This is a genomic window from Bradyrhizobium sp. SOJA106, assembly GCF_059448745.1.
In genome coordinates this window covers 4,513,409-4,537,316 of sequence record NZ_CM182549.1, presented here as the reverse complement: position 1 = coordinate 4,537,316, position 23,908 = coordinate 4,513,409, and the positions used below count along the sequence as shown (strand labels likewise).

General features: G+C 62.6%; 22 protein-coding genes. 9 read left to right on the top strand and 13 right to left on the bottom strand.

Annotated elements, in window-relative coordinates; genetic code table 11:
- The first annotated feature begins 54 nt into the window (after positions 1-54).
- Positions 55-498, top strand: coding sequence for a DpnI domain-containing protein (locus tag AC5V87_RS20935; RefSeq protein ID WP_495367653.1), 444 nt, complete (start codon positions 55-57; stop codon positions 496-498).
- A gap of 185 nt (positions 499-683) precedes the next feature.
- Here the strand turns inward: AC5V87_RS20935 and AC5V87_RS20930 are convergent, their stop codons facing one another.
- Together AC5V87_RS20930 and AC5V87_RS20925 are read right to left on the bottom strand one after the other, a co-directional pair.
- On the bottom strand, positions 684-929 hold the full coding sequence (locus tag AC5V87_RS20930; protein WP_495367652.1) for a hypothetical protein: 246 nt from the start codon (positions 927-929) through the stop codon (positions 684-686).
- 15 nt (positions 930-944) lie between these two features.
- Positions 945-1,607, bottom strand: a complete 663-nt coding sequence (locus AC5V87_RS20925; protein WP_495367651.1) for a hypothetical protein — start codon at positions 1,605-1,607, stop codon at positions 945-947.
- A gap of 456 nt (positions 1,608-2,063) precedes the next feature.
- On the opposite strand from AC5V87_RS20925, the gene AC5V87_RS20920 reads away from it, so the two are divergent.
- Positions 2,064-2,555: a hypothetical protein gene (locus tag AC5V87_RS20920; protein WP_495367650.1), complete on the top strand. Its 492-nt coding sequence runs from the start codon at positions 2,064-2,066 to the stop codon at positions 2,553-2,555.
- Positions 2,556-3,122: 567 nt separating this feature from the next.
- On the opposite strand, the gene AC5V87_RS20915 is transcribed toward AC5V87_RS20920, so the two are convergent.
- The 6 genes from AC5V87_RS20915 to AC5V87_RS20890 all read right to left on the bottom strand — a co-directional run bounded on the left by AC5V87_RS20915 (position 3,123) and on the right by AC5V87_RS20890 (position 10,200).
- Positions 3,123-3,422 (bottom strand): coiled-coil domain-containing protein, encoded by a 300-nt coding sequence (locus tag AC5V87_RS20915; protein WP_495367649.1) that lies wholly within the window; start codon positions 3,420-3,422, stop codon positions 3,123-3,125.
- 2 nt (positions 3,423-3,424) lie between these two features.
- A complete protein-coding gene (locus AC5V87_RS20910) occupies positions 3,425-3,922 on the bottom strand; it encodes a hypothetical protein (protein ID WP_495367648.1) in 498 nt (165 codons plus the stop codon).
- Between the two features lie 341 nt (positions 3,923-4,263).
- Complete coding sequence (locus AC5V87_RS20905; protein ID WP_495367647.1) at positions 4,264-7,428, bottom strand: hypothetical protein; 3,165 nt, start codon at positions 7,426-7,428, stop codon at positions 4,264-4,266.
- On the bottom strand, positions 7,425-8,207 hold the full coding sequence (locus AC5V87_RS20900) for an MT-A70 family methyltransferase (protein ID WP_495367646.1): 783 nt from the start codon (positions 8,205-8,207) through the stop codon (positions 7,425-7,427). The genes AC5V87_RS20905 and AC5V87_RS20900 overlap by 4 nt, the downstream gene beginning before the upstream one ends.
- Positions 8,162-8,398: a hypothetical protein gene (locus tag AC5V87_RS20895; RefSeq protein WP_495367645.1), complete on the bottom strand. Its 237-nt coding sequence runs from the start codon at positions 8,396-8,398 to the stop codon at positions 8,162-8,164. Before AC5V87_RS20895 ends, AC5V87_RS20900 begins: the two co-directional genes overlap by 46 nt.
- Before the next feature lie 599 nt (positions 8,399-8,997).
- Entirely contained in the window at positions 8,998-10,200 is a 1,203-nt protein-coding gene (locus AC5V87_RS20890; protein ID WP_495367644.1) for a site-specific integrase, read from the bottom strand.
- A 554-nt stretch (positions 10,201-10,754) separates the two neighbouring features.
- Here AC5V87_RS20890 and AC5V87_RS20885 point away from each other — a divergent pair.
- Genes AC5V87_RS20885 through AC5V87_RS20860 form a run of 6 tightly spaced genes read left to right on the top strand, consistent with a single transcriptional unit; the run spans position 10,755 to position 15,915 of the window.
- Positions 10,755-11,462 (top strand): c-type cytochrome, encoded by a 708-nt coding sequence (locus AC5V87_RS20885; protein WP_456838472.1) that lies wholly within the window; start codon positions 10,755-10,757, stop codon positions 11,460-11,462.
- A gap of 4 nt (positions 11,463-11,466) precedes the next feature.
- A complete protein-coding gene (locus AC5V87_RS20880; RefSeq protein ID WP_456838473.1) occupies positions 11,467-12,723 on the top strand; it encodes a cytochrome c in 1,257 nt (418 codons plus the stop codon).
- Positions 12,724-12,742: 19 nt separating this feature from the next.
- On the top strand, positions 12,743-12,919 hold the full coding sequence (locus tag AC5V87_RS20875; RefSeq protein ID WP_456838474.1) for a hypothetical protein: 177 nt from the start codon (positions 12,743-12,745) through the stop codon (positions 12,917-12,919).
- A complete protein-coding gene (locus AC5V87_RS20870; protein WP_495367643.1) occupies positions 12,916-13,491 on the top strand; it encodes a cytochrome C oxidase subunit II in 576 nt (191 codons plus the stop codon). Before AC5V87_RS20875 ends, AC5V87_RS20870 begins: the two co-directional genes overlap by 4 nt.
- Positions 13,478-15,100, top strand: a complete 1,623-nt coding sequence (locus AC5V87_RS20865) for a b(o/a)3-type cytochrome-c oxidase subunit 1 (protein WP_495367642.1) — start codon at positions 13,478-13,480, stop codon at positions 15,098-15,100. Before AC5V87_RS20870 ends, AC5V87_RS20865 begins: the two co-directional genes overlap by 14 nt.
- Complete coding sequence (locus tag AC5V87_RS20860) at positions 15,100-15,915, top strand: c-type cytochrome (RefSeq protein WP_495367641.1); 816 nt, start codon at positions 15,100-15,102, stop codon at positions 15,913-15,915. Before AC5V87_RS20865 ends, AC5V87_RS20860 begins: the two co-directional genes overlap by 1 nt.
- 63 nt (positions 15,916-15,978) lie before the next feature.
- On the opposite strand, the gene AC5V87_RS20855 is transcribed toward AC5V87_RS20860, so the two are convergent.
- Together AC5V87_RS20855 and lipA are read right to left on the bottom strand one after the other, a co-directional pair.
- Complete coding sequence (locus tag AC5V87_RS20855; RefSeq protein ID WP_456838478.1) at positions 15,979-16,461, bottom strand: type II toxin-antitoxin system RatA family toxin; 483 nt, start codon at positions 16,459-16,461, stop codon at positions 15,979-15,981.
- Positions 16,462-16,468: 7 nt separating this feature from the next.
- Entirely contained in the window at positions 16,469-17,425 is a 957-nt protein-coding gene (lipA, locus tag AC5V87_RS20850) for a lipoyl synthase (RefSeq protein WP_495367640.1), read from the bottom strand.
- 130 nt (positions 17,426-17,555) lie between these two features.
- Here lipA and AC5V87_RS20845 point away from each other — a divergent pair, with 130 nt between their 5' ends.
- Complete coding sequence (locus AC5V87_RS20845; protein ID WP_495367639.1) at positions 17,556-18,158, top strand: DNA-3-methyladenine glycosylase; 603 nt, start codon at positions 17,556-17,558, stop codon at positions 18,156-18,158.
- A gap of 89 nt (positions 18,159-18,247) precedes the next feature.
- Here AC5V87_RS20845 and AC5V87_RS20840 read toward each other — a convergent pair whose 3' ends face one another.
- The 3 genes from AC5V87_RS20840 to AC5V87_RS20830 form a co-directional block, all read right to left on the bottom strand.
- Positions 18,248-21,124 carry a valine--tRNA ligase gene (locus AC5V87_RS20840; protein ID WP_495367638.1) on the bottom strand — a complete coding sequence of 959 codons (2,877 nt, stop codon included), beginning with the start codon at positions 21,122-21,124 and terminating at the stop codon, positions 18,248-18,250.
- A gap of 142 nt (positions 21,125-21,266) precedes the next feature.
- A complete protein-coding gene (locus tag AC5V87_RS20835; RefSeq protein WP_495367637.1) occupies positions 21,267-22,037 on the bottom strand; it encodes a PopZ family protein in 771 nt (256 codons plus the stop codon).
- A 302-nt stretch (positions 22,038-22,339) separates the two neighbouring features.
- Entirely contained in the window at positions 22,340-23,731 is a 1,392-nt protein-coding gene (locus tag AC5V87_RS20830; RefSeq protein ID WP_456838483.1) for a TolC family outer membrane protein, read from the bottom strand.
- Positions 23,732-23,908: the final 177 nt, after the last annotated feature.

Sequence of the window (23,908 nt, the reverse complement as noted above, 5' to 3'; positions counted from 1 at the left end):
AATACTACCTAAGAATCGAATAACAATACGATTTACGTGTGACGGGGGTGACGTATGGCAACCGCGCGTCAGGTGCTTGGAGATTTCGGAGAGACTATCGTTGCGAAGACGTGTAGCTGCCCAAAGTGCAAAAGGGCGAAGACGCTGAAGCGTCTCCCGAGCAATTTCAAATGCGCCGACTTGATATGTGACTTCTGCGGATATCTAGCCCAGGTGAAAGCGGCCACAGTCCAAGATCGCGATACCTTGCCGCCTGCCGTGCTAGGGGCGGCTTGGGGACCTCAAGCCGAACGGATGGAAGCAGCGATCTACTTCCCACTGTTTCTCGTCTTGGTATCAGGCAAACACTACTCGATCTTCTACTTGTCGGCAGACTTGCAGAAGCGAGAGATGTTTAAGGCGCGAAAGCCGCTCTCGGAGAAGGCGAGACGTGCGGGCTGGCAAGGGTTTATCTACGACCTGCAGCCGGTCAGGGAAAGCTTCGTTCGAATGAAGTAGCGAGCCGACATCGGCACGCTCCAAAAACAATGGCCCCGACGCATCACACGTCGGGGCCATTCAAGATCCTTGGGAGCAGGTACATCCGCTGCACCCTCCGATCCTTGGAGGTTACTGATTACTGCACCCGATCTTGCGCAAAGCGTGTCATTCGAGCGGCGCCGATGTGATCACATTGCGCTCAACTACCGCGTTTCGAGCCCAAAGCGCTTACGGCGCACCAGAACAACCCTCTTCGACAACTCATAATTCAACTGACGCGCGATCATCCGCGCTCGAATAGCCTCGGCGACGGTACGCGGACGGCCAGAAGGCATTTCGCCGACGATCAGTCGAGCGACGCTCTCAGGTACCTCCGCGGGGCTACCGAACCAACCATCGATTCTGTGCAGCGTCCGAAAAGGCTCGGCGCCGGGCGGACAGAATTTCAATGAGTTCTCCTCTCTCTAAGTCCGAACGAAACCGTTGAGGCTGGGTTTAGGCTTCATAGGGCGGTACTGGAAATGGGGCTCCGCAGGAGCCTGAGCCGGCGCCGGCACGTGCTGATCATCGCCGCGGGGCAGTGTCGCAGGCGCCGTGCCGGCGATCACGGCGTCCGCGTGCGCGCGGAGCAGCTTGGCAACCAACTCCAATGCGGCTGGCACTTCCGCGCGGCAAGTCGCCATAAACCGATCGAGACCAAGAGCTTCATACACGACCGGCACAGCGCGAATAGTATGCTCCGAGAGGCGCACAGCCGTATCATTAAACTCGGCGCCGACCTCCGTCAGCTTGCCGATCAGGCGATCGATTTCCGCTGCGGTTTCCGCCCGCAACTTCTTGTCGGCGGCGTCCTCCTTGGCCCGCTGAAGATTGGCCAGCCGCTGGTTCATCTCCGTCAAAGCGGTTTTGAGGGTTGCGGCGCGATCCTGAGCGGCGCGGAGAGAAGCCTCGGCAGCATCAAGGCCGGCATCGTCGCCGCTCAGGGCGCTTTCCTTGGCCGCCGTAGCATGGCGGGCGATCGCTTGATCGCATTCGGCCAGCTTCGTAGAGAGCCGGTCAAGGTTGGCCGTTGCAGCGTCGATATCGCGCTGGATCGTCTTCTCGGGAGTTGATTTGAAAATAGCCATTAGCTGTGCCTGTCCTTTCGCGATCACATTACGCGATGACACGACTGCTTCGCATCAGACATGATCCAACAAAATACAATGAGGCTCGTCGTCCGCTCTTCAGCGTGAAGCGGTCGTTGAACCAGCGTTGCGGAGCTTTTCCCGTCGAGTTGAGCCACAAGTCGAACAGGGCGTGCCGGGCGTCTCGATCAGGTCCGCGCGAAGCCCGTTCCATTTTGAATCATGCCGAAAAGCGAGAAGCAAGAGCCTCGCTTCCGGTCGGCTAACCGCCTTATTGCGTTGCGAACAGGAGCGTACTGCTAATGGACGGGCGTTTACTCAAGGTGGTGCGAGTGATATCGTTCGTGTCACGGATTATGGCCGTTAGCCTGTTCCCAATAAGAAATCTGCTCCTGAAAATGTTCCGGCTGCGGCTGGTCCTTGAATGAGGAAATCAATTCGAAGGAGGATTCTTAAATGATCATTTTTCGTACAAGCTTAAAAAGGCAGATGGCACTCTCGCGTCAGTCAAAAGCGACGTTGATCGGTTGTGGAATTTTCTTCTTAGCTACCAACGCTGCCTTCGCCGACACCAATTCCAAGCTCGACAAGCTAATGAACGACGCAATCATCCAATCCCAAAAGATGGTTTCGCTCATGACTCAGAATTGTCCGGGCGGACAGAGCGGAACAAACCCGCTTGCATACGATGCGTTCGTCGCCAACAGCAATCAGGTGGGACAAAAGCTCATCAGCCTAAGATTGGCGCTGGCAAAAGGCCAATCGACGAATGCTGGGCCAGAGATCGATTCTGTTGTCGGCTTGTTGGGAAAGATGGTTGACATGATGCACGAGAACTGTCCGGGGGGTGCACACGGTCAAAATCCTCTCAATTTCGGCGAGCTCGTCAACACCAAAAACAGGGTGGAAGGTAAGCTGGAAGCAGTGAAGACGCTCTTGACCGACTAGCGGTCAGACGGAATCAATCCGGCGAGAAAAGACCTCTGCCAAGCTGATGCGAAGATCGGCGCGTTTGCCGTAGGCGAGACGCGCCGCTCCCTTCTACGATCGCGCTCGATCGCAAGCCGGTTCTTCGTCTACTTTCCTAAGGGTAATTGCCGAGTGGAAAGAAGCTCAAGGAGAGCCCGATCATTACTGCCTTCGATAAGGATCGACAACAGTCACAACGGAAGTTGCGTCAGCTGAACGATCTTGAGCGCATCAAGAATCTCGTTCATTGCTCCAGCGCGCAATGGCGTCCAAAGGCAGTGCTTTAGAGACTTTTCGGGTTCATCAAAGGATCATTCTTTGGCTACCTTCTACTAGCCTACCCGTCGTCGGCCCGGGGCCTCGACCAGAGTCAATGTTCGCGTGATCGGGATGGATTCCAAATGCAAGCCCGCGGGGTACCGACTCCCGGAAAGTCGTTTTCCAGGAACAATGCAGGGAAACTTGTAAGAGCAGGCACCACTGAGTCATCAGACCTTCCTGTTTGGCCGCGGCATACAAAGATCTCGATGCAGCTAACCGGCTAGCTTAGTCTATCGCTGGAGTCGGAGAGAAAAGCCGCGCCCGCCGCGCCTTCAGGCTAGTCAAGTTGACCATCCAGCGTTTGCCCTCGCGATGGGCCTCGATCAAGCCGCGCTCCGCCCAGCCACGCACTGTCTCGTAGTTCAGGCCACAGACAGATGAAGCTCGCTTGAGGGGCGTCCATAATGCTGGCGGCTGCTCAAGCTCCGCAACACGTGCCTGAAGTTCTGCGATCGTCTGCCGCAACGCAGCAACGACATCATCCTGATCGTTGGGGTCGCCAGCGCCCCGCGTATATGTATCCATAGTCAGTCATCTCCAATCGAACGCGCAGGGTCGCCGGTAGCAGTGCGGACGACCGCCCAGCATTCATCGTGCGTCCATTCACACGGGCTCTCGAAGCAACGCATAGCAACCCGGAAGTGCTGGTCGCAACGGAGCGAGGCACGAAGATCGTCTTCGCGGCTCGCGCGGGCGTCGGAACGCATGGCGCCGTCCAGCTCGATCAAGAGGCCGATAAGACGACGAGCTTCCTGCCGGCGGACATTCAGATCAGCGATCGAGTGGAGAGCTACGCAGCCTTCGTCGAACTCGCTGAAGGCAAGCTCCAAGCTGCTTTGATCGGCAGCCCGAGAAACGCGATTGCGGCCGAGATGCCGATCGACGGCGTCGATGATCGTCTTCATCCGCCAGCGCGGCTGCTTTTTCTCGTAACCGTCGGGCGGCACATGACGCAAGGCACGGCGGACGGTCTGCCGGTCCAACTCCAGCATGTCGGCGGCGCCGAATGCCGAGATCAGTTTCATCCTGTTTCTCCTGTTGTCGTTGTTGGCTCTAGGTGCGGGCTATCTCTGGGGTTGCAATGCGCTGGGGCGCAACCCGCCTCCGGCCTCGGTGCGGGAAGGACCCGATTGAGGAGGTCGGGATTCGTTTCGACGCCGATCCTCGATAGGCAGATGTGTTCTTGCTTCGCCTCGTGACACGTATAGGCGATGACCGGGAAAGACGGGAAAACCGGGAAAGTTTTTCCGCTCGCCGGGCGGATGTGCGGATGTAATGTGTCCGGATTGGCAAGTTCATCTTGTGAGATTTACTGTGATCTCGAAAATGAGGCTGTAAACTTTCCCGTCTTTCCCGTCTTTCCCGGTCACGGCGTCTCCGGCGAACCTTCCGGCCCCAAGACGATGACCTCATACTTGTTCCCGTCCTTGTTCTTGTCGTGCGCGACCTTCCGCAGAACTGCCGAGCAGTTCTCGCCCTCCATGAAGGCGGGGCGGTTGGTGAGATATTTCTGGAACAGCTTGCCGATGCTGCGGGCCGTTGGATTTTCGAGCGGCTTTCCGATCAGGTCAGATAGCGCATCGAACAGCGCCTCAGCACGGGTCGCCCGATCGTCATCCAACAGCGACTCCCGATCCGGAAGCAAGCGTACGACTTCTCGCGTCGTGAACCATTTGCCAGGCCATTGCCGACGGAGAGCGATCAGCGCCCGCGCCGTTGCGCTCGCTTCTTCCTCCTCGGCCTCGCCAACATGCAGCAGCTCCGTGCAGTCGAGCTCGATGTCGAGCAGCCCGGCGGCATATTCCACCGGCCAGCCGATCAGCCCCCACCAACCCTTAAAGCGGGTCTTCGCGACCTGACCCGGCGGACGTTGCAGAATCCCGCCGAACAGGATCGTGTACAGTGCGCTCAGAATTTTCGCTCGGTTCGTCTGCGTCCATTCCAGCGGGTCGGCATGCGTGAAGCTCCGGTTCTCAGGGTCGGGCCGGTCAACATTCAGCGATAGGACAAACGAACGGCTCGCCATGTCGCCGCGTGGTGCGATCGAGTTGCCCGTGAAAATCTGAACCGTTGTTGCAGGCACCGTCTCGGTCGTGGAAACCCCGAGCACGCGATCGGAGATTTCCGGCGCCGTCAGCGCCGCTTCGATATGCGCGCAGCTGATGTTTGCTCCGCGTGGGATATTGTCCCAGATCAGAGCCGCAAGACCTTGGCGAAGATAAGAGAACAGAGCTTTCTTGCGCTCCTCGGCGTTATCGGACCAGGCCGCCGCCGCAGGCCGTCGTCCGAGGACCGCAGCGATGATCATGCTGACCAGGGTCGTCTTGCCTCCGCCCCGCTGGCCGGCGGTAACAAAGAATGCCGGGCGCTCAGGCACGAGGGCGCGCTGGAGCAAGGTCAGCGCCAGCAGAATCGCCACACACTTCCCAACAGCGTCGAGTGCGACATCGACGAGCCAGTCATCCAAAAGGAATCGAATGGCACACTTGATTTCCTCACCGGTCGGCTCGCTTCGAGGCACGCACTTGCGCAGCACAGGGTCGATCCGATGAAAGAGTCCGGTAGCGCGGTCGAGACCAGCACCGTCGATCACGTCGCCCGACGCAGTAATGAGGGGCGACGTATTGACCGCACGGACGACCGGCACCGCACTGTTGGGGTACTCCATCAGCCCAGCGATGAAGGCCGACGGCAGCGATGAAAGATAAGTTGATCCGTCCTTCTTCTCCGCGATCCAGCCCACATAGCGTTCGATCAGCAGCTCGACGCCAGTCGCCGTCAGCGCGACGAGCACGGGCTCGGCCGGCGCTTTCATGGCGTCGGCTTGATCCTCGGCTGCGTTAGCACTATTGGCGCTGAGCACATGCAGCGCCCAAGGTTCCTTCTCCTCCACGCGCACAAGAGCCCCGGATGCATTCCGCATAGGCACCTGGCTTTCGTCATTCGCCAGCAATTCGTCCAGGAACGTCACTACCGGCGTGAGTTCGCCATAGGGTTCCGGCCGCGGGCGGATCATGCGGCCATCGGCTTTCGCCTCCATTTCCGCTTGGCGCGCCTTCGCTTGGCGTTCCGCATGCATTTTCTTGATCCGAGCCCGCACGGCTCGAATGCTCGCCTCAGTCTTTGCGGCAATGGACTTGGCGAACTGATCCTCCTCATCCTCCTCAAGTTCAGATTGCGCCAAGATCCCCATCGCATCATCGACGCCGCCACCCACGACTTGCTCAAGCGCGGCCTTCGCGGATTTCAGATCGTGGCGCAGCCGATAGATGCTGCGGCCATGGGCGAACGAATGGATAAACAGATCGCCTTCACTCCCGCGCATCACCATGGCCTTGCAGCGGCCGTAATCCTCACCCTCCAAGGGATCGGCCAGGGTCTCGCCGACATAGCGGTCCGGGTCGGCCATGACAGCCCCGACCGCCACGAGTTCATTGAGATGATCGAATTGCAATTCGACATCGGAGTAGAGCACGCCACGATGCCGTGCCTTGACAAGGCGACGGGCTGTCGCGATGGGCGTACCGGACTTGGCCGATATTTTCTTAGCAAGCTCCTCATCATGCTTGTTACAAATCTCGATCGCAGTTTTGCCCAGTGCCTTCGCACTGGCAGCCTTTGCGTCATGGACGCGCTGACGCTCATATTGGGTCAGCCGGGGTACGGCGGCGACGGCATCGATGGCTTCGCCTTCGTTGGCCTCGGGCGCGCGCTTGGCCTGATCCTGAGCCAGAGGCGCGACAAGGACGGGAGCGCCCTCGAAGCAAAGGCGCTCGCCGTAGCCCACCATGCGATCGACGATCGAGCGATCGAGCAGTTGACCCGCACCGCCAATCAGGTGCCACCCAAAGCCGTGCAACCAGCAGCGCTCGTGCAGGTCCTTCAGGAACCGCTCAACGTCGCCACCATCTTGAACGAGCACATAGTGATGCATGCCGTTCGAACCGGCGATGGGCTCCTTGGTGTCGCTCCGAAAAAGGCCGGCGGTGGTGCTCGCGCGGCTGACACGCGCCGCCTTCGCGAGTTCCGGGGCGACCGTCAGCAGCGCGTTCCACATGCCGCCAGCGATCTCGATCCGGTCGCGAATTTCGTTCGGCATGCCCTTGGTGTCGAAATCGATCAGGCACCAGGCAGGAAGACCCGGCGCATAATCGATGCAGCTCCGGGACCGAGTGATGGCGCCGGCGTGATTGGCGAGCTTGCTGGGGATCGTCACCGCAACACGGTTGGGCTGCTCCGGCTTCAGCGCCCCCAAGGCGATCGCCTGATCGGAACGGCAGCCCGCGATGATCAACGCAAGCGCGCTGGCCGTTCCCACAAATTCGCGGGCGGCCGTGCCGCTGGTCATCCGGCATTCCGAGCCATCACTCTTGAGCTTGCCATCGGCGTCGAGACTAATCCGCTTCGACATCAGTGAGGGCATATCCCGCTTGGTGATAAGCGTGATCTGCGGGGCGCTCACCTTGCCATCGGTGCTTTCATCCGAGCCGACGGGCTCGCCCGCGGGCTGATGGGGGGCGTGTACGTTCACGGCCGCACCCCGATCTGCTCGTCGCCAGGAATCAGGATCGTGCCGGTGGGGATCGACTTGAACTTCCCGACCTCATCGCCCCAATCCCAGCCGTCGCGCTTTTCGCGCGCGAACACGTCGGCTCGACGCAAGCCCGGCGTGCGGCTCGTGATCATGCGGTAGAACTCGTCGGGCTTGCGGCTATGCTCGCGCGCGAGTCCGTCGAAGCAAGACGGCAGGGTGATCTTGGGCGGCTTACCAACCGTACCCAGCAGAATGGGCTCGTGCATGGTGCGCGCCCAGAACCCGCAGCCCATGCGGACTTTGCCGTTGCGCGTGACCTTGCGCCAGGCAAGTTCGGTCTTGTAGGTGATGCCCCACGCTTCCAACACCGAGACCGCCTGAGCAAGCATGGCGCCCGTGGTCCAGAGCAGGACGACGGCATTGGCCTGCAACAAGTCGCGGACGGGCAACGCCATGATCTCGGCGAGCGTCATGAGGCGATAATGCTGCGAGGCCGACTTACCTTCGCCGGCGCGGCTCCAAGTCTTGAAAGGCCACGGGGGATCGATGACGATCAGATCGTAGCTGTGCGCCACGAGCGGATCGAAGAAGGAGACAGCGGTTTCCGGCTCGGGAAACTCGCCGCCAGCGTGCGCGCAGATGCGCGCGCTGCTATTAAAAGCACGCATTCGAAATCCGTAAATTGTTGATGAAGTGGGCGGCTGTTGCGAGCCGCCTTTTTTCTGTTGGACTAGGCCGCAGTCTGCTTCGCCGCGTTCTCGCGCTCGCGGCGCCACGCAGCGGCCGCTTCCTTGGAGATCAGCACGCGCTTGCCGACGTTGAACGTGGCAGGCATCTGCTTGCGGTTCTTGTAGAACAACTGAATAGAGATGCGGTGGCGCGTGCAAAATTCCTGCACGCTGAATGCATCCGCGTTGTGAGCGGCAGAATGATCAGTCGGCTTGCGGCCGGTAATTTCAGGGCGCACTTTTGTCCTCCGTGAATGCTGAGTGCTGTGGAGAACAATGAACAGCCGTGGGCTTTCACGCTAGGCGCGCCGACGCACATGTGAACCCATGTGTGTTTGAGAGCTTTTGTGTATTTGTGTATTTGTGAAATGGCCTCAGCGTTGGGGCGTTTGCTGCTTGCGCAAGCGACGTACGCTCTCAGTAGACGGCAGCTTCCACCTGTTTTGTTTGAACACTGGCTCAATGAGGCGCAGAGCTTCCTTATCCGTCAATTGAGGAGGCACAAGCCCGTCCGGCGCAAATACAATGCGGGCTGCTTCCTCTACTTTCCGCAGCTGCCAAGCGCGTCTGGTCGGTGTTGGGCGCCGCTTGGGCGTGCCCCCGCGAATGCTAGTCACGCGGTCGTCGCTTGTAGCAGTCTTGTAGTGCTCTCGTATTTTGGTCTCAGTCCTGTCCCGGTGCCGGGTACTTTTTTCTTTGGTCAATGGTCATCCTATGCGGTGTCGAAGGCGCGTTTCCAAGCAGTCCAGTCCCTGCATACTCTAATTATCGCGAAGGCATTTGTTCCGTCGCCACCCCCAGCTGCAGGAACGTTGAATGGGGCATACGCCCTCGGCGGTCAGCCCGCCAGCGCCACCACATTATTGCCAACCGGGGGCTCATCCTGCAACAGCGCCCTGCGGGAGATGTCGTCGCTGTGCTCGGTGATGTATTTCGAATAAGTTCGTTCGATCATTTGCACGCTGGTATTGTGCAACGACGCTAGCAGCCGGATCGGAACGTTGGCGAGCAGCATTCTCACGATGCTACTATGCCTCAGCGCGTAGATCGTCACCTCGGCAGAATCGAGTCCGATCATTGTGACGATCTTATCCACCTGACGATGATAGTTCTGGCCCGGATTGTCGCCCCAAGTACTGCCGTCGGCCCGCAAGAACAGCGGTGCATCGTCGCGTCGCCCCGTCGTCGCTTCTTTCAGTTTGGCTGCCAGCTGCGCAGTAATCGGCACTGAATAGCGCTCGGCCTTTTTCTGTGCACGGTTGCGGCCGCCGCCCTTTGCCGACTTCGGCATCATCAATCGAGGCCGCGCCGGATGATGATGCAAGTCCTCGACGCGCAACCGCACTGCCTGTGACGGCCTCGCACCAGTGACGGCGATCGCGTCAATCAACAGCCCGAGCTGGCGATCGAGTCCATAGGCAACACTGACGAACTCGCGCACCTTCTCATCGTCGAGGATGACGTTGCGCGCTTCCTGCGCATCCGGCAGACCGGCGAGACCGATCTCCCATGCCTCGTGGTTTTTGATGCGCTCATCGTGCTGCGCCGCGAGCGCCAAGGCGGCGCATATGCAACGGCACAGCCGGTTGATCGTGGCGGGTGCCATCTTGCCCAACAGGCTGTCACGCCATTTCTTCAGCTCGGTCGCCGTCAGTAATGCCACCGGCTTTGACAACAGCAGGCTGGTGAGGTGCAGGCGCGGATGCTCGGCGTTGTAAGGATTCGCGTTCCGGGCGATCAGATCGCGCCTGTAGTCCTTCAGGGCGATGTCCACGGTGATCGGTGCGCTGTCAGCGCTGCCGTTGTCGCCGCGCGCCAGTTTCTTCGCGACATCCTGTGCCTCGAAGAAATTCAGAATCGTCTTTCCGTTGCTCTCGTCGTGGTCGTCTGCCTCGGCGATGGCCTTGGTCCAATAGGCACCATGCCCGTCGCTGGCCTTCAGTACCCATGTGCCGTTCGTCTTGTTGCGCCGGTACAGCAGGGCGACGCCGCGCGCGAGCGAAGGACCGCTGTAGGGCTTGCGCTGGACCGCGAGCTTCAATCGAGCGGTTCGCGTCTCAAGGCTGGAATGACGGATCCTGCGTGCCACGTTTGTGTCCCCGGTTTTGTCCCAATGGTGTGAGGGAATGCCAATGAAAGTATATGGCATAAATTGGGGATAAATCTCGCGCGGTCAATAACTTACGGACTCCACACGCTTCTCTACGATGCCACGCCCATCATTGTTTTTGCGCTGCGCAGGGAAGGCCGGGTTGTTTCCGACTTCACCTGTATGCCGCTGTGCAGCCTCTCGTAGCGCAACCTTCGCACAGTGGACCGCAGGTGCCAGCCGGCACCTGGTCTTCCCTGCGCCCTCTGACACAGGAGGGCGAGAAGGCGGAGCAAAACTCGCACAGGAACTGTCGCGAGGTCGCCGCGTTATGTCTAGTTTTCAAAACGCACGAAAATGTTCTTTTCGATCACGGTTGCGAAGCAGAGGCCGCGACGAAGCGTCATCGCGCGTGTCTGAGCTTGCGTTGAAGAATATCGGCGCAATAATGCCGCTGTACTTTGTGATCCGGGTCAACCGGGCCAGCATTGTGGAGGGCGACGGAAGTGTTCGCTCGCGGCGCGGCTACGGCCATCGTGATGATCACCTTGGCCACGATTGACGGTGCGGCCGCGCAAACGGCCAACCAGCCGCCGGACACGATGGCGGCGCGCGTGGAGGCTTGCACGCCATGTCACGGCAACAAGGGTGAAGGCACCAACGACGTCTATTTCCCGCGCCTTGCGGGCAAGCCCGCTGGCTATCTCTACAATCAACTGCTTGCCTTCAAGAGTGGCCGGCGCAAGTACCCGCCGATGAATTATCTGCTGGAGTTCCTGACCGATCCGTACTTGCAGCAAATGGCGGAGTATTTTGCCGATCAGCATCCGCCTCTGCCGCCGGTCGCAGCGAACGATGCGAGCCAGGAGGTGCTGCAGCGCGGTCAGCTGCTGGTGTCGCGCGGCGATCCTCAGCGTCAGATACCGGCGTGCGGCAGCTGCCACGGGCCGGCCTTGACCGGAATGGAGCCTGGGATTCCTGGCCTGCTCGGATTGCGACCGAACTATATCAGCGCGCAATTGGGGGCGTGGCGCTATGGCACCCGCACAGCAAAGGCTCCGGACTGCATGCAGCAGGTCGCCGCCCGGCTGACCGAGGAGGACGTCACGGCAGTCGCGGCTTGGCTCGCGAGCCGTCAGGCTCCGGTGAACTTCGCTCCGGTGCCAAAGGGCACCTACGTGCTGCCGTTCGCCTGCGGCAGTGAGGGAGATTGAGCAGATGGGGATGCGTCGGTGCTCATCAATTCTTGGCGTGTGGCTGCTGCTCCTGACCGGTTCGATCGTGGAGGCGCAGCAGGACGGCCCTGCCGGCAGCAACATCGTCGCGCGCGGCGAATATCTGGCGCGCGCCGGCGATTGTATCGCCTGCCACACTGCGCCGGAGGGCCGAACGTTCGCCGGCGGGCGCGCCATGCCGACACCGTTCGGGACTCTGTATTCGTCGAACATCACGCCGGACCGGGAGACCGGGATCGGCAAATGGACCGCGCAGGACTTTTACAAGTCGATGCATTACGGCCGCTTTCCGGATGGCGGTTTGATGTATCCGGCAATGCCGTTCGCGTCCTACACCAAGGTCACACGCGCCGACACCGACGCGATTTTCGCCTATCTGAAGACGATTCCGGCCGTAAATCAACGAAACCGCGAGCACGATCTGCGCTTCCCCTATGACAACCGCCAGCTCATCCTCGGCTGGCGCACGCTGTTCTTCAGCGAGGGCGAGTTCAAGCCGGATCCGAGCAAATCGGCGGAATGGAATCGCGGCGCTTACCTGGTCGAAGGGCTCGGCCATTGCGGCATGTGCCATTCGCCGATTAACGCGCTCGGCGGCACCTCGCAGTCGGACGCCTTCAAGGGCGGCCTGATCCCGATGCAGAACTGGTATGCGCCGTCACTCACCTCCAACCGCGAGGCGGGGCTCGGCGACTGGAGCATCAAGGACATTACCGACCTGCTCCAGACCGGCGTCTCGATGCGGGGCGTGGTCTACGGACCGATGGCCGAGGTGGTGCACAACAGCCTGCAATATCTCAATGACGAGGACACGCGCGCCATGGCGGTGTACCTGAAGGGCATTGCCGAGGGATCGTCTCCGCCGCCGGCGAGCTCCGCGCTGCCGACCACGGAAAGCAGCCTGCTGATCAGCCTCGGCAAGACCGTCTACGACAAGAACTGCGCGAGCTGTCACGGTGCGCAGGGCGAAGGCAAGCCGCCGCATTGGCCGCCGCTCGCCAACAATCAGTCGATCGAGATGCAGTCGGCGGTCAATCCGATCCGCATGGTGCTCAACGGCGGCTATCCGCCCGGGACCAAGGGCAATCCGATGCCGTATGGCATGCCGCCCTTCGCGGGCCTGCTCTCTGACAACGAGGTCGCCGCGGTCGTCTCCTACATCCGCACCGCCTGGGGTAACCGCGGCACGCCGGTCTCGGCACGCGAGGCCAACGAGCTGCGCTCCGCACCGCTGAATTGAGAGGCGCCAGAGATCCGTCATGATCAACTCCGATCCGCCGACCAGCCCAGCCGCCGCCGACCAGGCCGTCGAGGAGGTCGTGGCGCAAGGCCCCTCCGGCGCGCTTCTGCTTTCCGGAATCGCCACCGCGTGCGTGGTCGCGATGTGGCTCGCCTTCTACCTGTTCGTGTTCCTGCCGCGTGGGCCGCTGCAATGAGCATTGAGGAAACCCATGGAAGCGGCAGCGCCAGCGCCGAGATCGCGGCCCGCGTCGAGCGGCGCTGGGCCACCGTTGCGGTGATCATCATCGTGGCGATGGCGCTGCTCGCGGCGTTCGCCGGCATCCATCGCGCGACCATGCCGCAGCCGCGCGTCGAGACCACCGATCCTTCGCGGATCCATCTGTCCGGCGAATTCGTCGAGAGCAATCTCGGCAGCGTGCTGGAAGCCAATGGCAATGTCACCGTGCGCGCGATCGGCCAGCAATACTCCTTCACGCCAGCCTGCATCGTGGTGCCCGTGGACACGCCGATCACGCTGCGCGCCACCAGCGCCGACGTGGTGCACGGTATCCTCGTCCAGGGCACCAATATCAACACCATGCTGGTGCCGGGTTATGTCTCCGAGCAGCTGATGCGGTTCACGAGGACTGGCGACTATCTGATGCCCTGCCAGGAGTTTTGCTCCTTCGGCCACGAGGGCATGTGGGGCAAGGTCAGGGTGATCGACAAGACCGAATTCGCTGATCGTGGGAAGGGCGGCGGGAGGCTGAGCTGTGTTGGCCAATAGGAGGCTCATCCTCGCCCATTTCTGGCTGGCCTTCGGCGTGTTCGGCGTCGCGCTCACGCTCGGCGCCTGGCAGATGTTCATCCGCAGCCCGATCGGGACATGGCTCTCCAACCCTGAGCTCTATTACCGCTCGCTGACCGCACACGGCACGGTGATGGGCTATGTCTTCCCGACCCTGGTCGCGATGGGGTTTGGCTATGCCATCAGCGAATCCGCGCTGGAGCAGCGCCTGGTTGGTGTGCGCTGGGCCTGGACCGGCTTATGGCTAATCGTCGCAGGAAGCATCATGGCGGTGATCCCGATCGCGCTCGGCCGCGCCTCGGTGCTCTACACGTTCTATCCGCCGCTGATCGGCAACGTCTTCTACTATCTCGGGGTCGTGCTGGTCGTGGTCGGCTCGTGGATCTGGGTCGCGCTGATGTCGATCAACCTGCGCGTCTGGCGCAAGACCCATCCCGGCGCGCCGGTGCCGCTGGCGATGTTCGCCAACGTCGCAGGCTCATATCTCTGGGCCTGGACCGCGGTCGGCGCCGCGCTCGAGCTGCTGCTCCAGATCATCCCCGTCGCGGCGGGGTTGAAGAACACGATCGATGCGGGCCTCGCCCGCGTCTTCTTCTCCTGGACGCTGCACGCCATCGTCTATTTCTGGCTGGTGCCGACTTACATCGCTTACTACACCATCGTGCCGCGCGCGATCGGCGGCCGCGTCTATTCGGACACCATGGCGCGGATCTCCTTCATCCTGTTCCTGGTGGTGGCGATGCCGATCGGCATGCACCACACCTTCGCCGACCCGCAAGTCGGCGCCGGCTTCAAATTCATCCATTCGGCCTTCACCGCGCTGGTCGCAGTGCCGACGCTGCTGACGGTGTTTACGATCTGCGCCTCGGTCGAGATCGCGGCACGCCTGCGCGGCGGCCGCGGCCTGTTCGGCTGGATCAGGGCCCTTCCCTGGGACAATCCAATGCTGCTGGCGCTGGCATTCTCCTTCGTCATGCTCGGCTTCGGCGGCGCCGGCGGGCTCATCAACATGAGCTATCAGCTCGATGCCTCCATTCACAACACTCAGTGGATCACCGGGCATTTCCACCTGATCTTCGGCGGCGCCATCGTGATCATGTATTTTGCGATCGCCTATGACCTGTGGCCGCATCTGACGGGCCGCGAGCTGATCGATGTCCGCCTGATCCGCACCCAGCTCTGGCTGTGGTTCATCGGCATGATCGTCACCACCTTTCCGTGGCACTGGGTCGGCATTTTGGGCATGCCGCGCCGCATGGCCTATTTCGATTTCGGCGATCCCGCGATCGCGCCGCAGGCGCTGTCCGTCACCTTCTCCGCCATCGGCGGCCTCGTCCTGCTCACGTCAGGCATCCTGTTCCTGGTCATCCTCGCGCGGGGCATGCGGGCGCCGCAGGCCGACGCCGGCGCCTATCGCTTCGCGCTGGCTGTGCACCAGCCGGTGACCGTGCCGATCGCGCTCAACACGCATGCGCTCTGGGTGGCGCTGATGATCGGCCTCACCCTCACCAATTACGGCTACCCGATCCTCAACCTGGCGCTGACCGAGGGCACCTCGGTGCCGGCTGTCTATGTGGGAGCGCAGTGATGAGCGCGCGCGACCTCTTCACCTTCGGCAACCGCCATTTCACGAGAAGCGTCGGCACCACCGCCGCTATTTTCGTCGTGACGGCGATCGCCGGCTTCATCGTGCTTCCTTTCGCGCAGCCGTGGGTGCAGTTCGCCAATGTCTGGGACGCGATCTGCAGTGCCGCCGGTGTCCCGCAGCGCAAGGCAAACGTCACCGCGCCTGAAAAGGCAAAGCGCCTGTCAGAGGTCGTGCTGACGTCGCACACCCTGGCGCGTCCGAGCCAGGAGGCGATCGGCCGCGGTGCCACGCTGGCGCAGCGCTGCGCCATCTGCCACGGCCCGACCGGCATCAGCCGTGCGGATTCGCCCAACCTCGCCGGCCAGTACGCAGCGGTGATCTACAAGGAGCTGCACGATTTCCGCTCGGGCGCGCGCGCCAATGCGGTGATGTCGCCGTTCGCGGTCAACCTGACCGACCAGGAGATCGCCGATCTCTCGAACTACTACGCGTACTTGCCGCGGCTGCCGGCCTATCATCCGACGCCGCAACTGCCGAAGCCGAACATCGTCATCTATGGAGCGCCGATGCGCGGCATTGCGCCCTGCGGCTCGTGCCACGGCAGCCTCGACAACAAGACCGGGAGCCCGTGGCTGGAGGGCCAGTCCGAGGCCTACATGAAGGCGCAGCTCCAGGCCTTCGCCTCCGGGGAGCGCCGCAACGACATCAGCCAGCAGATGCGCAACATCGCGCGCGCGATGACGCCGCAGGAGATCGAGCAGGCCGCTGCGTACTACGCCTCGCAGCCGCCGGATGTCGTGAAGGCGGTGGATTGAGGATGGCTCTCTGCGCAGCAACGCTACGCGTTGCGGCGCGTCTGGGACACGAGATTGCGACAGTTATGTCGGCGCCAGCTTCGGCCGGCCGTAAATCGCGTCGGCGCGCTTTTCGAACGCCGTCGAAAACCGAGCGAAGGCGGCGTCGAACATCGAGCCCATCAGCATCGCCAGCATGCGGCTCTTGAACTCGTAGGCGAGGAAGAAACCGACGTCGCAGACGTCTTTGCCGTCCTGCTGGGCTTTGGGCTCGAACGTCCAGCGGTTTTCGAGCTTGCTGAAAGGACCTTGCAGATATTCGACCAGGATCTTCAGATTGGCGCGGTCGAGTGTCACGCGGCTGGTGAAGGATTCCTTGACCAGCTTGAACGACACCGTCATGTCCGCGACCAGGACCTCGGTGCCATCAGGCTTGGCGATGCGCTGGCGCACCTTCAGAGCGCTGCACAGCGGCACGAAGTCCGGGTAGCGCTCGACGTCGGCGACCAGATCAAACATCTCGGACGCGCTGTGATTGACACGGCGCTTGCTCGAAAATTTGGGCATGGCGGTTTCAGCGGGCGCTAGCTGCCCGCGCGGCCTTCAGTTTCGCAAAGTCCTCGCCGGCGTGATGGGACGAGCGGGTGAGCGGGCTCGCCGACACCATCAGGAAGCCTTTGGTGTAGGCGACCTTTTCGTACGACGCGAATTCGTCCGGCGGCACGTAGCGCATCACGGCATGGTGCTTGCGGGTCGGCTGGAGATATTGCCCGATGGTCAGGAAATCGACATCAGCCGAACGCAGATCATCCATCACCTGCTGTACCTCGTGGCGCTCTTCGCCAAGCCCGACCATGATGCCGGACTTGGTAAAGATGGCTGGATCGAGCTCCTTGACGCGCTGGAGCAGCCGGATCGAGTGGAAATAGCGCGCGCCCGGCCGCACCGTGAGATAGCGCGACGGCACGGTCTCCAGATTGTGGTTGAACACGTCGGGCTTTGCCGCGACCACGATCTCGAGCGCCCCCTCCTTGCGCAGAAAGTCCGGCGTCAAAATCTCGATCGTGGTCGAGGGACACGCGGCGCGAATCGCGCGGATGGTCTGGGCGAAATGCTCGGCGCCGCCGTCAGTGAGATCGTCGCGGTCGACCGAGGTGATGACGACGTGAGCCAAGCCCAGCTTCGCCACGGCCTCGGCGACGTTCTGCGGCTCGGCCGCATCCAGCGCATTGGGCAGGCCGGTCTTGACGTTGCAGAAGGCGCAGGCCCGGGTGCATGTGTCACCCATGATCATGAAGGTCGCGTGCTTCTTGTCCCAGCACTCGCCGATATTCGGGCAGCCCGCCTCCTCGCACACCGTGTGCAGGCCGTTGGCGCGCACGATGTTGCGGGTCTCGGCATAGCCGCGGGTGTTGGGCGCGCGCACGCGAATCCAGTCCGGCTTCGGCGGCGAAGCGGAGTCAGGACGATTCACCTTTTCGGGGTGACGCGGGCGCAACGGGTTCGAGATAGTGTCGACAATAACGACCATGGGCTGTCCGGTCTGTTCAGGTCCTACCTAGTCGGTCTGGCCGCCTGCCGCAACCCGGCTCGCCCTGCTTCAGGGAACATGGCAGATATGGGCAACATCCTGCTCTGTTCTCAGGCGATTCTCACCTCGAATGGCTCCAGTCTCGAAGACCTCTCCACCCCGGCTCGGCAAAGTCCTGAAGCGGGCCTTTTTCGACCGCGACGTCCGCGAGGTCGCGCCCGACCTGATCGGCGCGACCATGCTGGTCGACGGCGTCGGCGGCATCATCGTCGAGGTCGAGGCCTATCATCATACCGAACCGGCGGCGCACTCCTACAACGGTCCGACACCCCGGAACCAGGTGATGTTCGGCCCGCCCGGCTTTGCCTATGTCTACCGCTCCTACGGCATCCACTGGTGCGTCAACTTCGTGTGCGAGGAGGAAGGCTCGGCCAGCGCCGTGCTGATCCGCGCGCTGGAGCCGACTCATGGCCTTGCCGCGATGCGCCGTCGCCGCCATCTCCATGACGTTCACGCGCTGTGCTCGGGCCCGGGCAAGCTGACCGAGGCGCTCGGCATCACCATTGCACACAACACCCTGCCGCTAGACCGGCCGCCGATCGCGCTGCATGCACGGACGGAGGATGTGGAGGTCGCAACCGGCATCCGGATCGGCATCACCAAGGCCATCGAGCTGCCCTGGCGCTACGGCATCAGGGGCTCGAAGTTTTTGAGCAAGCCGTTCCCGAAGTGATCGTCATCCCGAGATGGTTCGAAGGACCAGACCCGGAATCTCGAGATTCCGGATTCGATGCTGCGCATCGCTCCGGAATGACAACGAGATCACGTCGCCTGCTTCAGTCGCTCCAGCGCCTCCAGCAGCTTGGCCTTGCGGGCCAGCGCCGCCTCGCGCTTCTCGCGCTCTTCCTCGACGACCTCCTCGGCCGCGTTGGCGACGAACTTTTCGTTCGCGAGCTTCGATTCGGCGCGCTTGATGTCGGCGTCGGCCTTGCCGATCTCCTTGTCGAGGCGCGCGCGCTCGGCGGCGACGTCGATGACCCCCTTGAGCGGCAGCGCGGCGACTTCGCCGCGCACGAGCAGCTGGACGGCGCCGTCAGGCGCGCGGTCGGCGAAGGAGATGTCGGACAGCCGCGCCATGCGCTTGATGACGTCGGTCCAACGCGGCGCGCGTTCCTTCGTCTCGGCCGAGGCGCCCGCGAGCACCAGCGCGGTCAGCGTTGCCGGCGGGATGTTCATCTCGGCGCGCACCGATCGGATCTGCGTGACAAGGTCGATCACCCAGCCGATCTCGGCTTCAGCCTTGGGATCGGTGAAGTCGGCATGATCGAAAATCGGCATCACGAACGCCGGCGAGGCCAGCGCATCGGTCGGTCCGGCCGCCGCGGCAAGCATCGCGAGTTGTCCGGGCGTCGGGCCGGCCGGCTTCAGCGGCCATGGGGCGAGAGCCAGCAGGCCGTCGCGCTTGGCCGTCACCTCCCACAGCTCTTCGGTGATGAAGGGCATGAAAGGATGCAGCAGCTTGAGGATCTCGTCGCGCGCCCAGGCGACCATGGCGCGAGTCTCGTCCTTGGCCGGGCTGTCCGGACCGAGCAACACGGGCTTTGCGAGCTCGACATACCAGTCGCAATAGACGTTCCAGACGAAGCGGTAGATGCTGCCTGCGGCATCGTTGAAGCGGTAGGCTTCGATCGCCTCGGTCACCTCGCGCGTGGTGTGCGCGCTCTCATGCGCGATCCAGCGATTCAGCGTCTCCTTGGCCTTGGCCGGCTCGAAACCATCTGGCACGGCGCAATGGTTCATCTCCGCAAAGCGCGAGGCGTTCCAGAGTTTGGTCGCGAAATTGCGGTAGCCCTCGACCCGGCTGGTGGCGAGCTTGATGTCGCGTCCCTGGGCGGCCATCGCGGCCAGCGTGAAGCGCAGCGCGTCGGCGCCATATTCGTCGATGAGGTGGAGCGGGTCGATGACGTTGCCCTTCGACTTCGACATCTTGGCGCCCTTCTCGTCGCGGACAAGGGCGTGGATATAGACCGTCGAGAACGGCACCTCCTTCATGAAGTGCAGGCCCATCATCATCATCCGGGCGACCCAGAAGAAGATGATGTCGAAGCCGGTGACCAGCGCATTGGTCGGGTAATAGCGCTTCACCTCCGGCGCGTCGTCGGGCCAGCCGAGCGTCGAGAACGGCCACAGCGCCGAGGAGAACCAGGTGTCGAGCACGTCCTCGTCGCGCGTGATGAATCCTTCGCGCTTGTTGCGGTCGAGCGCCATTTCGCGGCCCTGCTCGGCCGTGATGACCTCCTGCTCGACGTAGTAGCCGAGCGCGTGGCTGACGGCCTCCTCCTCGGTCTCGGCGACGAACACCTTGCCGTCGGGGCCGTACCAGGCCGGGATCTGATGGCCCCACCAGAGCTGGCGCGAGATGCACCAGGGCTGGATGTTCTCCATCCACTCGAAATAGGTCTTTTCCCAGTTTTTCGGCACAAAGCTCGTCTCGCCCGAACGCACAGCCGCGATCGCGGGCTTCGCCAGCGTCTTGGCGTCGACGTACCACTGGTCGGTCAGATACGGCTCGATCACGCTGTTCGAGCGGTCGCCATGCGGCACCATGTGGGTGTGGGGCTCGATCCGCTCGACGAAGCCGAGCGATTCCAGCCGCTCGACGATGCGCTTGCGCGCGGCGAAGCGGTCGACCTTGTTGAACTCCTCGGCGAATTGCGAAGCGCCTTCCGGCAGGTCCTTCAAATAATCCTCGTTGTCGAGGAGATCGAGGCAGCCTTCCTTGTCGAGCACGCTGATGCGGCGCAGGCCGTGGCGATTGCCGACCTCGAAATCGTTGAAGTCGTGCGCCGGCGTCACCTTGACCGCGCCCGAGCCCTTCTCGGGGTCGGAGTACTCGTCGGCCACGATCTTGATCCTGCGGCCGACCAGCGGGAGCACGGCGTTCTTGCCGATCAGCTTCTGATAGCGCACGTCCTCGGGATGCACAGCAACCCCGGTGTCGCCGAGCATGGTCTCGGGCCGCGTAGTGGCGACGACGATGAAGGTCGAGGGATCCTCGGGGCTGAATGTCTTGCCCTCGATCGGATAGCGTAGATACCAGAGGTGACCCTTCACCTCGGTCTGCTGCACTTCGAGATCGGAGATCGCGGTGAGCAGCTTGGTGTCCCAGTTCACCAGCCGCTTGTCCTTGTAGATCAGCCCCTCGCGGTGCAGCTCGACGAACACCTTGACCACGGCCTTCGATAGGCCCTCGTCCATGGTGAAGCGCTCGCGCGACCAGTCGCAGGAGGCGCCGAGCCGCTTGAGCTGGTTGATGATGGTGTCGCCGCTCTCGGCCTTCCACTCCCAGACCCGCTCCAGGAACTTCTCGCGGCCCATCTCGCGCCGGCCGGGCTGCTGGCGCTCCATCAGCTGCCGCTCGACCACCATCTGGGTGGCGATGCCGGCATGATCGGTGCCCGGCTGCCACAGCACGTCGCGGCCGCGCATGCGCTCGAACCGGCACAGGATGTCCTGCAGCGTGTTGTTGAGGGCATGGCCCATGTGCAGCGAGCCCGTCACGTTCGGCGGCGGGATCACGATGGTAAAGGGCGCGGCGTCGCGGCGGTCGGGACGGCCGGCCTTGAAGGCACGGCTGTCCTCCCACACCACGGACATGCGGGCTTCGATATCGGCGGGCTGGTAATTTTTCTCGATCATGGGGCTGCTAGAAAGCCGCGCGCGGGGGCCAAGTCAACGAAAACAAGTCCAGGGAGGGCGCGGGCGGCAACGCGGCTCCCGGCCCGTCGGCAGGCCGAACATGGCGCGCAAGCGGGGCTTTATGAGGGCTATGGGCCGGTTGCTACCGGCCGCCGCGCGACACCCGCTCGATTTCGGCCTTCACGATGCGTTCAACGAGGCCCGGCAGATTGTCGTCGAGCCAGGATTTCAGCATCGGACGCAGCATCTCCTTGACCAGATCCTCCAGCGTCCGCGCATTGCTGCTCAGCACCGTGTGGGCCAGGGAGTTGAAGGCGGACTCGACCGCCGAGACCGTCGATTGCGCCAGGATCGGCTGCTGCGGCGGCAACGGCGGCGCGTCGAAATCCACCGACGCGTAGGACGGCGCCGGCGCCGGGCGCGGCGGTGGCGATTCGGCGAATTCGAGATCGTCGCCGCGCGCCTCGACCTTGCGGAAGGTCGGCGGCGGTGGCGGCGGAGGCTCGACCGCCATCTCGTCGGTCAATTCGAGCACGTCGGGCTCAGGCTCTGGCTCCGGAGCGCGGACTTCGGGCGCTGGCGTCGCGGCATCGAGCCCCGCCAGCAGCGCGTCGATATCGTCCTGGCTGTTCGGTCCGGCATCGGCTGCAGGCGCGGGTGGCGGCGGTGCCGGAGCCGGCTTCGCGGCCGGCGCCGGCGCGGGTTTCTCGGCAGCAGGTTTTGCCGGCGCGACCTTGGAGGGCGGAGTGTCGTTCATCGCCTGCGGCTTCGGCGGCGCGGCGGGCGCTGCGGCCTTCTCGGGCTTTGCAGCTTCTGCGGGCGGCGGCTTCGCCTCATCGTCGGCAATGATGCGCCGGATCGAGGCCAGAATCTCCTCCATCGAGGGTTCTGTGACCTTTGCAGGCTGCGTCATCTCCGACTCCACATCATCAACGCCCTCGCATGCGTTGTTTTACACCAAGCACGGCAGGATTGGCCGGTTCCGGACGGGCAGCCCGACATTTTCGTCGCGAGAGCCCGACTTGTCCCCAGTTCAAGGCTCAACGTGCGACGGTGCGCCCCTGCCCTCGGCACTCAAGCTTTACGCACACGACATCGGTGCGGGCGAATCGACCCGCATCTTCTTGGCAAGGCTATGTCAGGGATTTTGATGATTGCAAGCAAAGCGCCGGTCGGCCTCAACTGTTTGCGAGGCCGACCGGATGCTTACGGGACTCAGCGTCCGTCAGGCGTGCGCACGCCGGCCCAGCTGTCGCGGACCTGCTGGTAGTGAACGCTCGGATCATAGACCGTGGTCGCAAGACCGAGGACCTGCGGCGACAGACGGCCAACGGCGTTGAGCACCGAATAGGATGCCACGACCCGGTCGTGCTGGGCCGTGACGAGCGCAACGCGCGCGTTCACCAGCGCTTGCTGCGCGTTCAGCACGTCGAGCGTGGTGCGCTGTCCGGCCTTTGCTTCTTCGCGCACGCCGTTCAGCGCAATCTCGGACGCCGTCACCTGCGCCTGCGCGGACTTCACCTGCGCCTTGCCGGCTTCCAGCTGGCCCCAGGCCTGCACGACGTTGGCGCGAGTCTGATCGCGGGTGGTTTCAAGATTGAGGCGCTGCTGCGCCAGGTTCTCTTTCGACTGGCGGATCAGCGAATATTCTGCGCCGCCCTGATAGATCGGCACAGAGGCCGTCGCGATGGCGGAAGCCGTATTGGTCCGGAAGACCGTCAGGGTCTGCTGATACGCCGTGCTGACGGCGGCCTGGAGCGTGACCGTGGGCAGCAGCGCGCCTTCGTTGATCTTGACCTGGAGATAGTTGACGTCGATGCCGTACATCGAAGCCGTGACGTTGGGGTTCTCCACCAGGCTGAGATTGACCGCCGAGGCGATCGTCGGCGGCAGGAAACGATCGACCGGGGAGCCAGGGGCCAGGTTCGTCGGTTCGTTTCCGATGATGCGGCGGAAGTTCGCCCGCGTCGTCGTCAGATTCGATTCGGCGGTGAGGGCCTGCGTCCTGCCGGCAGCCAGTTGCGCTTCCGATTGCGCCACGTCGGTGCGCGTGACCTCGCCGACGTTGAAACGATCGCGCGTTTGCTTGAGGGTCTGTTCGAGCACGCGCACGTTGCTGCGCTGAACTTCGAGCGTTGCCGCATCACGCAGGTAGTCCATGTAAGTCGTGGCGGCCTGCAACAGGACCGTCTGCTCGAGCACACGCAACGCCTCGCGGGACCCCGAGACCTGGCTCTCCGCCGCGCGCGTCCTGTTGGCGGTCTGGTTGCCGTTGTAGAGGGTCTGGCTGACGGTCAGGCTCGCGCTGTTCGGTTGAAGGGGCGGATCGCTGTGGATCCCCGGGCCCCTCTGCACTTGCTGGATATCCTGATATTGATAACCGGTGCTGAGGTTGAGCCCGACCCTCGGGCGATAACCCGACAAGGCCTGCGGCACGTTCTCGTCGGTCGAGCGCACCTGGGCGCGTTGTGCGTTGAGCTGCGGGTTGTTCTGATAGGCGCGCACCAAGGCCGCCTCGATCGTGTCCGCCAACGCAGGCGCCGGCCCGGCGAGCGCCAGCAGCAGGACCGAAACCGCAGCTCCGGTGAAGAGCTTCACCCCATGCATCCCAAAAATTCCGTTCATCTTAACGCCCGACTCGTGCCCGCGAGCTGGGTTACCGTCTACCGAGTGGAGTCGTTGCCCCGCCGCAACATAGGACGCGGATTGGCGCGACGGAACTACCTAGAGGGGGTTCCCGACGGAAACTCTTCACGTGCAGCATCCCGGCCACACTTCTGATTT